The organism is Roseibium sediminicola (assembly GCF_023156505.1).
Taxonomy (GTDB): Bacteria; Pseudomonadota; Alphaproteobacteria; order Rhizobiales; family Stappiaceae; genus Roseibium; species Roseibium sediminicola.
Genome location: NZ_JALNMJ010000004.1, coordinates 157,960 through 168,577 on the forward strand (window position 1 = coordinate 157,960; position 10,618 = coordinate 168,577).

Below are 10,618 nucleotides of genomic sequence, written 5' to 3' on the forward strand. Positions count from 1 at the left end.
CCAAGCAAACAGGCGTGCCTTTTAGCACTTTCCGTGTAGGGCATTGTCAGTTCTCTTACGTTGCGTCCTGGTCTGCCCTGCCCCTACACTCGCTTTCAGGAGGAGCTATGACCCGAATGTTAGCAGCATTGATGGTCGCGGATGCGGTCGGCTACAGCCGCAGGATGGAAGCCGATGAAGCTGCGACCGTTGCTGCGCTCACGGAATCCCGCAAAACCATCGACCAGGAGATAGAAACCTTCAATGGCACTATCATCGGGACTGCTGGTGATAGCGTCGTTGCCCGTTTTCCATCGGTTCGTGAAGCCGTTCTTGCGGCCGTGTCCTTCCAAAAACGATTATCGGAAACACCTGAAGACGCTGCCCTGCGCTTTCGTGTCGGCATTCACTTCGGTGACGTTCTCGTCACGGACACGGAAACCTTGGGTGATGGAGTGAACATTGCCGCTAGGGTCGAACCAACTGCCCCTCCTGAAGGAATTTGCATTTCAGCTGTCGCGTTTGACCAGCTGACGGGAGTGCCCGACCTCGAGTTCCGATCGCTTGGCAAGCGCCGGCTGAAAAACATCGCGCGTCCGGTTGAGCTCTTCTGTTGGCCACCGGATGCGGCAAGGCAAATTCAGAGACGCCGCACCCTGCGCCGCGCCGGCCAGGCCGCGGCGGTCCTAGTCCTTATTGGGGTCGGTGCCCTCTACTATGTCCAGCAGACCGCACCTGCATATGAAATGCCGACCGGCCCACGCATAGCTGTCATGCCGTTTGACGAAATTGGATCCGGTGATGCCGGCGGGTATTTTGCTGCCGGCCTCAGCCGCGACATCAGTGCGCTTCTGTCGGAATTTTCCAATCTGTTCGTGCTCGGCCCGACGGCAACCAGCAGCCTCGATAGCAAAACAAGTTGTCGGAGCATCGCGTCCAATCTGAATGCGGATTTCATCCTGTCGGGCACCGTGCAGCTACAGGACCCGGACTTGCGGGTAACGACCCGCTTCATGGATGCAAATACCTGCCGGGAATTAAACGCACCAGGTCCGTTCACCAGAGATCTGTCGGCAACCAGCATTCTGGATGTGCAGCTTGATATTGCGCAAAAAGTTGTTGCGCAAATCGGATCCAGCGATGCACCGATTTTCGACACACGCATTATCAACGGCTTGGAGGACAAGGCACCCGAATCGCTGTCTGCCTATGAATGTGTGCTTTTGTCCTACTGGTTTTATGAAAACTTTGATCCTGACAGGCATCGCCGGGCCCGAGACTGTCTGAAACGCGCTGTCAGGATTGATCCTGACTATGCACTTGCCTGGTCGCGGTTGGCGTTTTCATACATTGAGTCAAAAAAGTACTCGATAGACACACAAGCCGACTGGGCCGAGAGGTCCTGGTCAGCAGCGCAGAAGTCTCTGGAGCTGGATCCCGGAAATCCGGACGCCTACTACGCTCTCGCCATCAGGAGCCAGATACTTGGAGAGGACAGGTCGGTATTCGCCAATCATGCCAGAAAGGCAATCGATCTCAATCCGCACGATGCATTCATTCTGGCCGATCTCGGGACCTGGATGGCCTATTCAGGGGAATGGGAACAAGGCAAGGAATGGGTCAGCCGGGCCAAACTGCTCAATCCCAACCATCAGAGCTGGTGGGACTTCATCTGGCAGCTACACGCATTTCTGGAGGGCGATTATGAAGCCTCCATTGACTACGCAATGAAAGTCAATTTGCCAAAGAACTACATGGTTCAGGCCGCCCTCACCGCAGCCTATGCCGAGGCAGACAAGATGGATCTCGCACGGTCAACCTTGGACGTGGTCCTGACCCTCAAACCCGATTACCCCGAGAACCCCGGCGAACCCTTTCAGGCGCGCGGCATGCCTGACCAACTGATCGACAAGATCATAGAAGGCGTGAAAAAGGCCGGGCTGCCTGAAACCTCGGCATGAGGGCTTCGACAAAGCGGCAACGACGAAAAAACCCGCCGGATCGCTCCGGCGGGTTTTCCATAAGCTTTGTACCAGTTGGTCCGGCGATTAACGCTTGGAGAACTGGAAGGACCGGCGAGCCTTGCGGCGGCCGAACTTCTTACGTTCGACGACGCGGCTGTCGCGGGTCAGGAAGCCGTTTTTCTTCAGAACGCCACGCAATTCCGGCTCGTAGTGCGTCAGGGCCTTGGAAAGGCCGTGGCGCACGGCGCCGGCCTGACCGGACAGACCACCACCGGTAACAGTGGCAACAACGTCATACTGGCCGGCACGGTCGGTCAGCATGATCGGCTGCTGAAGGATCATCTGAAGAACCGGGCGAGCGAAATACTCGGTGAAGTCCTTCTTGTTGACGATGATCTTGCCGGTGCCCGGCTTGATCCAGACGCGGGCGATCGCGTCTTTACGTTTGCCGGTTGCGTATGCGCGGCCCTGTGCGTCCAGCTTCTGGACGTGGACCGGAGCTTCGGGGGCTGCGGTTTCGACCGCGCCGCCCAGTTCTTCCAGGGATTGCAGCTCAGCCATTGTTAAGCCCTCTTGCCGTCATTCTTTGCATTGAGGCCCTTAACGTCGACGAGTTCCGGCGACTGAGCTTCATGCGGGTGGGTCGGACCAGCGTAAACCTTGAGGTTTTTCAGCTGCTTGTTGGACAGCGGACCGCCCGGCATCATACGCTGCACGGCTTTTTCCAGGACGCGCTCCGGAAAACGGCCTTCCAGGATGGCACGTGCGGTGCGCTCCTTGATGCCGCCCGGATGGCCGGTGTGCCAGTAGTACTTCTTGTTGTCGTACTTGCGGCCGGTGAACACGACTTTGTCCGCATTGACGACGATGACGTTGTCACCGGTGTCGATGTGAGGCGTGTAGGTCGGCAGATGCTTGCCGCGCAGGTGATTGGCGATGAAAGCGGCGAGACGGCCGACAACCATTCCTTCTGCGTCGATCAAGATCCACTTTTTTTCGACCTCAGCCGGCTTGGCAGAGAAGGTCTTCATGAGTTTGATCCGTACTGAGCGGTTAAAGAAAAGGCCCGCGCGGCTCCAGCAAGGGAGACAGCGAACGGACCTCAAATTCGTTCGAGGCAGCTTATACGCCTACATCAAAGTGTCGTCAATCACATTTTTTCCGCCCATCTACCAAATTAGTGTTTGTTTTCAATGCGTTAAAAAAACGGTATCCCGATACCGCATAAAATTCAACAATCCTTCACCCACGCCGGAGCGCACTTTGCCGCACTAGCGACAAATCCTCCAGTGGACTTTACGTCAGTTTAAGATCGAGGATGCACTGATGGGGTCTTGAAGATTGCCCAAAAGGGAACGCATGGCTGTGTCCGAGTTGAAGTCCAGGCTGAATAAGCCTTTGGTACTCGCCGTTGTCGCGAGCGGACTTCTGCTGGCCGGCGTTGCGGGCGCTGTCCATGGGCTTCTCGACTGGCAGGTCATGAATTCGATCCGCCACAACGCCGAAGTCAAGGCGGTGACCTGGTCCGAACGATTTTTCAGGAATGTGCCCAATGCGGCCCAGATGTTCGAAGAAGATGCCGTCGCGGACGCCGATGTCCTGAATCTCGTCGATTCCTTCGCCATGATCGATATCGTGCGCTTCGAACTGTTCGACATCCACGGCCACCAGACATTCAAGGTCGGCGATCTGAATGTCGATCACAACGAAGTCGTCAACCTGAACGCCCTGAATGTGTTTCAGACGGGAACGCCCAAGCTGATCGTCATCCATGACGACGAAGCCGAAGAGGCCGGCGGGCCGGACACCTTTGTCGAAGCTTACGTGCCGGCCGTGACGCCCTCGGGTGAACGGATCGGCACGATCGAGCTTTATGTCGATGTCAGCCCCCTGGAATCGGCGCTGGAAGAAGCTTTCCAGCAGATCGGCTGGCTGCTTGTTCTTGGTACCACCATCGTTCTGTCCATTCCGGCCACAGCCTATGTGTACCGGACCCGGCAATTGCGCAAACAAGACCGCAGGCTTCTGGAGCTGACCCGTTACGATCAACTGACCGGCATTCTCAACCGAAATTCGGTGTCCGAAATTCTCGACGGCCTGTTCGAGGGAGGTGACACTGCCACCGGGCTGGGCGTGCTGTTCGTCGATGTCGACTATTTCAAACAGGTCAATGACCAATACGGCCATGCTTGCGGCGATCTTCTGCTGAAACACATTGCCGGAATTCTGCGCGACAGCACCCGCAGAAACACCGACATTGTCGGCCGTTTCGGCGGCGATGAGTTTGTCGTGCTCGCACCTGGGATCACCCGCGAGGAATTCCGCAAGCTCTATGGCCGGGTGATGGAAGGCGCCAAGACGCCTTGCACCCATGGCGACAAGAGTTACGTGCCGAGCCTCAGTGTCGGTGCCTATCTCACCCAGGCCGGCGACACGGAAAAGACTGCGCTGCACCGGGCCGACCTTGCCGTCTACGCCGCCAAGCGCCGCGGCCGCGGTCAGGTGGTCGAGTATTCGGAAGACCTGGAAGGCCTGTTCAAGCAGGACGCGGCCCGGCAAACCGCCTGAGGTGCCAAGGCCTGTGGGAACCTAGCGCGGCGGCACCGAGTAGGTCGCCGTCGCATGTGCGACGAGGTCTTCCTGCCCTTCCCCCGCAATCCCGCAATCGACTACGGCCAGCCGCTTGCCGAGTTTCAGCAGGCGGCAGGTGGCGATCAGGTCGCCGGGCTCCGGCTTGCGCAGGAAATTGATGTTGAGATTGGTGGTGACCGCCAGCGCTTCCGGGCCGATATGGGCCAGGATCACCACATAGGCCGCCAGGTCGGCGAGCGCCATCATCGACGGACCCGAGACGGTGCCACCAGGCCGTAGATGCAGCTCGTTGGCGCTGAGACGGACCGCGGCCTCACCAGGCAAGACGCTGTCAATCGCATAGACCCGCCCGCCCGCGTGGATCTGCGGGAACACCTCGTCCAGCAGATCCATGATCTCGTCGCCCTTCATCACCGGCTGCATTGACCACTCCCCCTACACTCTTCAAACAAGACAATTTTTTCGCCTCGCTTTTACGTAAGGGTCAAACCGTCAGGAATGCAAGTGCGTGTTTGCCGGGGTTCGCCTACTCCGCCGGCTGTGTCTTCGCCGCCCGGCGTTTTTCGATGGCGTAGATGCCCTGATCCCACAACCATGCCGCCAGCGCGTTGAGCCCGATGCCGGTGCGCATTTCAAACTGCTCGAAATGGAACCGGCTGGCCCGCAAGCCTTTCAGTACGAGGCCGGTTTTGAGAGCCTTGCGCATGGCGACCGGACCGCAGAAGAACACATGAGCATCGCGCACGGAGCCGCCGAGATCTTCGGAGATGCGCTCGGGTGTCAGGCGAACGCCTTCGTTGGAGTTGACGATCACCAGTTCCAGGTCGCCGACTTCCTCGGCAATCCGCTCAAGATCGACCGCGTAGGGAATGTCGTCCCTCTCGCGCACGCAATAATAGAGTTTGACCGGACCGGTTTCCCGCGTCTTGAGACTTTCGGCAAACGCCAGAAACGGCGTGATGCCGACGCCGGCGCCGATCCACACTTGTGGGTCCCGCCCGGACGGCATGGTAAAATGACCGAACGGACCGGAAACCGTGGCTTCCATGCCTTCCTTCAGCTCACGACGCAGACGGTGTGTGTAGTCGCCGAGATCCTTGATCGAAAAGCGCAGGGCTCGGTCCTCACGCGGCGCGCCGCTCAGGGAGAAGGGATGTTCTTCGGACAGGCCGCTGCCCTTGACCGCCAGAAAGGCGAATTGGCCGGGCTTGTGGCGCAGGCCGCGTCGCTTCGGCTTAAGCACCACCTCGGTCAGGCCGCCGAGGTGGCGGACCGTATCGACCGTGTAGCCATGCCCGCGCGGTGCCATCGGCCGCAGCAGCGACATCCAGAGATAGCTGACGATGCCGAGGACACAGAAGGCGGAGACGTAAAGTCCAAGCGGATCCGAATTCGAAAACGGCTTTTCGATGAAGAAGAAATGGAACGCGCCCATGAAGAAGAAAATACCGATCAGCCGATGGCTCCATTTCCAAAGGTGATAGGGAATGAAGGTGATGACGGAGGCGAGCACCAGGATCAGCAGGCCGTAGAGACTGACTTCGCCGATGTCTTCCGCGATCCCGGCAAGTGCCCCCCCGCGCAATCCGTTCATCTCCGCATCGATGATGTCATGCAGACCCAGGCAGACCATCGCGATGACGCCCAGCCATTTGTGCAGCACATAAATCCGGTCCAGTGGACCGAAGATGGTTTCAAGCCCCGGTGCGCGTGTCGCCAGAAACTGGTTGATCCCCATCACGATCAGCGCCGCGACCCCGAGATACTGGCTGAAAAGTGCAATCGGGTCGCGCGCGGCAGCCAGCGGGGCAAACCAGACAATCGGCGCCAGGCAAGCCAACGCGATCAAAACCAAACCGAAAATCCGCAAGACCCTCTCCCCTGCAGCCCAAGGTCCCGCGCCGTCCCGGGACCGATTTCGCGCCTGCCTAACATGCCCGGTCTCAAAAACAATAAACTTTCGATTGCGTCATGAAAGTTTCGCGGAATGGATTGCGAAGCTTACAAAACTGTCGGAAGACATTGCTCCCGGCAAAGACACAGGAACCAATGGATGATCTTCGTAATTGCGACTTTGAAAACCACCGAGAAAGACCGAGACGCCCTGCTTGAGGCTTGCAAAGCCTGTATCGTTGAAACGCAGAAGGAAGACGGCTGCCTGTCCTATGATCTGCATGCAAACATCAACGCCCCGGAAACGCTTGTATTCGTCGAGCGCTGGCGAGACCGGGAAGCGCTTGAGGCTCATTTCAAGTCACCGCATATTTCTGTCTTGAAGGAGGTAGCCGGGCCACTCATTGTCGAGCAATCCGTAGAAATCATTTCGCCGGATGCCGTCGAGAAGAAATAGACACACAGCATTTGCATCAGACTCTCTTCCGGCTTGCTGATGCAAGCCAGTTGCTTTGCAGGTGAATTCGAGCGCATGTGTGGATTTCCAGCCATCACGCGCGTCTTTCGCTTAACTGCGCCCTGGCACCAGGAGGCCATCATGACCAATATGCGCGCCCAAAAGCCCTTGCTCCAACTGGCTCTGGTTTTCGTGCTCGTGGCCCCGGTGCCGGCATTTTCGGAAGACTGGGCCTATCTGGACGACCGCTCCACACCGCAAAAACTGGTGGAGAGCTATTATTTTGCCATCAGCCACCGCTATTACGCGCAGGCCTATGGTTATTTCCAGGATGGCGCCGCGCCCGCGGATTTCGACAGCTGGGCAAAAGGCTATTCGGACACCGGCACGGTTACGGTCAAGTTTGGCGCGACGGCGCCGGATCCAGGTGCCGGACAGATTTTCTGGGCCCTTCCCGTCGCAATCTCGGCGGCAAAGACTGACGGTACGACGCAGGTGTTTACCGGCTGCTACAAGATCCACATGGCCAATCCCGGCATGCAGACCGACCCGCCCTACCAGCCGATGGGCATTGTCTCGGCCACGCTGAAGGAAACGAAGAAGGCGTTTGACACCATCGCCCCCGGGCCCTGTTGATTGATGCCTTGGCTGAATAGGGCTCGCGATGACCGCAAGCCCTTTTAAGTAATTGGCGTCAGCCGCGGCGGCGGCCACGGCGGCGGCCGCCGCCCTCACCGTCTTCGGCACGTGCGGCATCGGCCGCCTTGTTCGGTGGTGACACCAGAGGACCGATTTCCGCAATCACCTGGTCGAGCGTCGGCCGCAGGCCGGCCGTGTGGTTGTCCAGGGCGGCCCGCATGGCGGCCAGATGGACCGGCGATGTGCCACAGCAGCCGCCAATGATACGTGCCCCGGCATCAAGCGCCTTGTGGGTGTACTTGGCCATCAGTTCCGGCGTGCCGGTATAAACGACCTCATCGCCGCGGATCTGCGGGATGCCGCAATTGGCCTTGGCGACCACGATGGCCTCCGGATAGGCCTCGGTGATGTCGATGATTGCGGCCAGAAGGTCCGAAGCGCCAACGCCGCAATTCGAGCCGATGGCAACAGGCGTGCAGGCGAATTGCGACTGCAGGTCCCCAAGACCTGTCGGCGAAAGACCCATCATGGTCTTGCCGGCCGTGTCGAAGCTGGCTGTAATGACCAAAGGCAGGTCAAAGTCCTGAGCCGCTTCCGCCGCCGCCTTCATCTCCTCGACAGCGGACATGGTTTCCACCCACAGGATATCCGCGCCGCCCTCGACGAGCCCCGCCATCTGCTCCTTGAAGGCAGCGACGCCATCTTCGTAGCTGAGGGCGCCAAGCGGCTGGAAGAGCTCGCCGGTCGGTCCGATGGAACCGCCGATCAAGACCTCGCGGTCGACTGTGGCAGCCACTTCCCGGGCAAGTGCCACCCCTGCCATATTGAGTTCCCTGACCCGCCCCTCGGCGTTGTGAAGTTTCAGGCGATGCCGGTTGCAGCCGAAGGTGTTGGTCAAGATGATGTCGGAACCGGCATCCACGAAGGACTGATGCAGTGCCTTGATCTTCTCCGGTTCATCGGTGTTCCAGAGTTCGGGAGCGTCACCGGACACAAGTCCCATGTCAAAGAGGTTGGTGCCGGTCGCGCCATCGGCGAGGAGCGCGCCTTTCTGTGCCAGCAGGTCTTCGAACTTGGACATGTCTTTCGTCTTTCATTGTGTTGCACGGAACAGCGCGAGTCTCAGCGTCGAATTGCAATATCAGACCGCACAAAAAAATCCATGTGCTGTTTCGCAGTCCCGAAATCCGGCGTTGCCGGCGTGACCGCCACGCAGCTTGCTCCTGCCGGCCGAACCCGTCTGGCGCAATCGCGGCTCTAAGGCGGTCCCGGTAACGAAGTCAATGGACTTCAGAGACAAAATGGAGCAACAAAGCGACATGACGCATTTAAGGTATTGCGCGACGGATCTGGAGCCGGGTTGTCGAGGCACCTGATCAAGACTACGCGCAACAAAATCGCATCTTTCTGGGAGCTAAAAACAATGTCAGACGCCGCCCCATCTGGCCGTCGAGGAAGAAACGCCCGCCGCGAGCGCCGGCAAGCCGGTCCCGCCGGTCAGGCCGTTCCCTATATTTCGCGCAATATACCGAATTTCGAGATTCTCAGCGACGAAGGCGCGGAGAAGATCGAGGCGAATACAGACCGCATTCTTGCCGAAATCGGTCTGGAATTCCGAGAAGACCCCGAAGTCCTGGAGATCTGGAAAAAGGCTGGCGCAAAGGTCGATGGCGAGCGCGTCCGTTTTGAAAAGGGCATGTTGCAGGAGCTCGTCAAGACCGCCCCTGCCCAATTCACCCAGCATGCCCGCAATCCGGCGCGCAATGTGGAAATCGGCGGCAACAACCTCGTGCTGGCACCCGTTTACGGGCCTCCGTTCGTTACCGATCTCGATCAGGGCCGTCGCTACGGCACGATCGAGGATTTCCGCAATTTCGTGAAGCTGGCCTACATGTCGCCGTGGCTGCATCATTCTGGCGGCACGGTCTGCGAACCGGTCGACCTGCCGGTGAACAAGCGCCACTTCGATATGGTCTATTCCCATATCAAATACTCCGACAAGCCGTTCATGGGATCCGTGACCGCGCCGGAACGAGCGGAAGATTCCGTCAAAATGGCCCAGATCACGTTCGGCGAGGAATTCGTCGATCAGAACTGCGTCATGATCCAGCTGATCAATGCCAACTCGCCGCTGGTCTTCGACGCCACCATGCTCGGAGCGCTCAAGGTTTATGCGCGGCACAACCAGGCCTGTATCGTTTCACCGTTCATTCTCGCCGGTGCCATGAGCCCGGTGACCGTTGCCGGAACCCTGTCCCAGGTGCTGGCCGAAGCGCTGGCCGGCTGCGCCCTCACCCAGCTGATCCGCCCGGGGGCGCCTGTCGTGTTCGGTGCCTTCGTGAGCTCCATATCCATGCAGTCTGGTGCACCGACCTTCGGCAGCCCGGAAGGCTCGCTGCTCCTCAACGGCGCAGCCAAGCTTGCCCGCAGGCTCAATCTGCCGTTCCGTTCAGGCGGTTCGTTCACTGCCTCCAAGGTGCCGGACGCCCAGTCGGCACAGGAATCTGCACAGACTATCCTTGCTACGGTCCAATCCGGCGTGAACTTCTGCCTGCACGCCGCCGGTTGGCTCGAAGGCGGCCTGTGTTCTTCCTACGAGAAATTCGTCATGGATGCCGATCAGCTCGGCATGATGCATGTGCTTGCCAAGGGGATCGATATCTCTGAGGAGTCGTTGGCGATGGACGCGCTCCAGGAAGTCGGACCCGGCGGTCACTTCCTCGGCGCGGCGCACACCCAGCGCAACTTCGAGAGCGCCTTCTTCCGCTCGTCGATCGCCGACAACAATTCCTATGAACAATGGCTGGCGGATGGCGAACTGGATGCCGCACGGCGGGCAAACACCCGTTGGAAGGAACAGCTTAGAGCCTATACCGGGCCGGAACTCGATCCGGGGATCGACGAAGCCCTGCAAGCCTTCATGACGGAAAGGAAGGCATCCTTCCCCGACAGCAACGTGTAAAACCCACTGCCCAAACGCCCCGCCCTCAGCGGGGCGTTTCTTTTTGACGTTGCAATTGCCGATTTGATCCGCCTATTAAGCAATTCGCGATAGAGTGAGGAAGATCTGCAGTTTTTGCGCATTGCGTCTTCC

Annotated in this window: 10 protein-coding genes; 5 read left to right on the forward strand and 5 right to left on the reverse strand. The window is 58.8% G+C overall.

Annotation, left to right across the window (positions count from 1 at the left end; genetic code table 11):
* Positions 1-116 precede the first annotated feature (116 nt).
* Complete coding sequence (locus tag M0H32_RS07950) at positions 117-1,940, forward strand: adenylate/guanylate cyclase domain-containing protein (protein ID WP_248153042.1); 1,824 nt, start codon at positions 117-119, stop codon at positions 1,938-1,940.
* 87 nt (positions 1,941-2,027) lie between these two features.
* Here M0H32_RS07950 and rpsI read toward each other — a convergent pair whose 3' ends face one another.
* Positions 2,028-2,504 (reverse strand): 30S ribosomal protein S9, encoded by a 477-nt coding sequence (rpsI, locus tag M0H32_RS07955; RefSeq protein ID WP_248153043.1) that lies wholly within the window; start codon positions 2,502-2,504, stop codon positions 2,028-2,030.
* A 2-nt stretch (positions 2,505-2,506) separates the two neighbouring features.
* Positions 2,507-2,974 carry a 50S ribosomal protein L13 gene (gene rplM, locus M0H32_RS07960; protein ID WP_094070471.1) on the reverse strand — a complete coding sequence of 156 codons (468 nt, stop codon included), beginning with the start codon at positions 2,972-2,974 and terminating at the stop codon, positions 2,507-2,509.
* 328 nt (positions 2,975-3,302) lie between these two features.
* On the opposite strand from rplM, the gene M0H32_RS07965 reads away from it, so the two are divergent.
* Positions 3,303-4,511, forward strand: coding sequence for a GGDEF domain-containing protein (locus tag M0H32_RS07965; protein ID WP_248153044.1), 1,209 nt, complete (start codon positions 3,303-3,305; stop codon positions 4,509-4,511).
* Positions 4,512-4,532: 21 nt separating this feature from the next.
* On the opposite strand, the gene M0H32_RS07970 is transcribed toward M0H32_RS07965, so the two are convergent.
* Positions 4,533-4,958 (reverse strand): PaaI family thioesterase, encoded by a 426-nt coding sequence (locus M0H32_RS07970; RefSeq protein ID WP_248153045.1) that lies wholly within the window; start codon positions 4,956-4,958, stop codon positions 4,533-4,535.
* Positions 4,959-5,061: 103 nt separating this feature from the next.
* Positions 5,062-6,405 carry a ferredoxin reductase family protein gene (locus tag M0H32_RS07975; protein ID WP_248153046.1) on the reverse strand — a complete coding sequence of 448 codons (1,344 nt, stop codon included), beginning with the start codon at positions 6,403-6,405 and terminating at the stop codon, positions 5,062-5,064.
* A 183-nt stretch (positions 6,406-6,588) separates the two neighbouring features.
* On the opposite strand from M0H32_RS07975, the gene M0H32_RS07980 reads away from it, so the two are divergent.
* Together M0H32_RS07980 and M0H32_RS07985 are read left to right on the forward strand one after the other, a co-directional pair.
* Positions 6,589-6,885: a putative quinol monooxygenase gene (locus M0H32_RS07980; RefSeq protein ID WP_248153047.1), complete on the forward strand. Its 297-nt coding sequence runs from the start codon at positions 6,589-6,591 to the stop codon at positions 6,883-6,885.
* A gap of 141 nt (positions 6,886-7,026) precedes the next feature.
* The gene (locus tag M0H32_RS07985) at positions 7,027-7,521 is read left to right on the forward strand and encodes a hypothetical protein (protein WP_248153048.1); all 495 of its coding nucleotides are present in this window, start codon (positions 7,027-7,029) and stop codon (positions 7,519-7,521) included.
* Positions 7,522-7,579: 58 nt separating this feature from the next.
* Here M0H32_RS07985 and bmt read toward each other — a convergent pair whose 3' ends face one another.
* Positions 7,580-8,605 carry a betaine--homocysteine S-methyltransferase gene (bmt, locus tag M0H32_RS07990; protein WP_248153049.1) on the reverse strand — a complete coding sequence of 342 codons (1,026 nt, stop codon included), beginning with the start codon at positions 8,603-8,605 and terminating at the stop codon, positions 7,580-7,582.
* Between the two features lie 342 nt (positions 8,606-8,947).
* On the opposite strand from bmt, the gene M0H32_RS07995 reads away from it, so the two are divergent.
* Positions 8,948-10,486: a trimethylamine methyltransferase family protein gene (locus M0H32_RS07995; RefSeq protein ID WP_248153050.1), complete on the forward strand. Its 1,539-nt coding sequence runs from the start codon at positions 8,948-8,950 to the stop codon at positions 10,484-10,486.
* Positions 10,487-10,618: the final 132 nt, after the last annotated feature.

What these genes read in the sequence shown, in the direction of transcription:
- M0H32_RS07950 (WP_248153042.1), top strand. Translation starts at nt 117, where the DNA reads ATGTTAGCAGCATTGATGGTCGCGGATGCGGTCGGCTACAGCCGCAGG.
- rpsI (WP_248153043.1), bottom strand. Translation starts at nt 2,504, where the DNA reads ATGGCTGAGCTGCAATCCCTGGAAGAACTGGGCGGCGCGGTCGAAACC.
- rplM (WP_094070471.1), bottom strand. Translation starts at nt 2,974, where the DNA reads ATGAAGACCTTCTCTGCCAAGCCGGCTGAGGTCGAAAAAAAGTGGATC.
- M0H32_RS07965 (WP_248153044.1), top strand. Translation starts at nt 3,303, where the DNA reads ATGGCTGTGTCCGAGTTGAAGTCCAGGCTGAATAAGCCTTTGGTACTC.
- M0H32_RS07970 (WP_248153045.1), bottom strand. Translation starts at nt 4,958, where the DNA reads ATGCAGCCGGTGATGAAGGGCGACGAGATCATGGATCTGCTGGACGAG.
- M0H32_RS07980 (WP_248153047.1), top strand. Translation starts at nt 6,589, where the DNA reads ATGATCTTCGTAATTGCGACTTTGAAAACCACCGAGAAAGACCGAGAC.
- M0H32_RS07985 (WP_248153048.1), top strand. Translation starts at nt 7,027, where the DNA reads ATGACCAATATGCGCGCCCAAAAGCCCTTGCTCCAACTGGCTCTGGTT.
- bmt (WP_248153049.1), bottom strand. Translation starts at nt 8,605, where the DNA reads ATGTCCAAGTTCGAAGACCTGCTGGCACAGAAAGGCGCGCTCCTCGCC.
- M0H32_RS07995 (WP_248153050.1), top strand. Translation starts at nt 8,948, where the DNA reads ATGTCAGACGCCGCCCCATCTGGCCGTCGAGGAAGAAACGCCCGCCGC.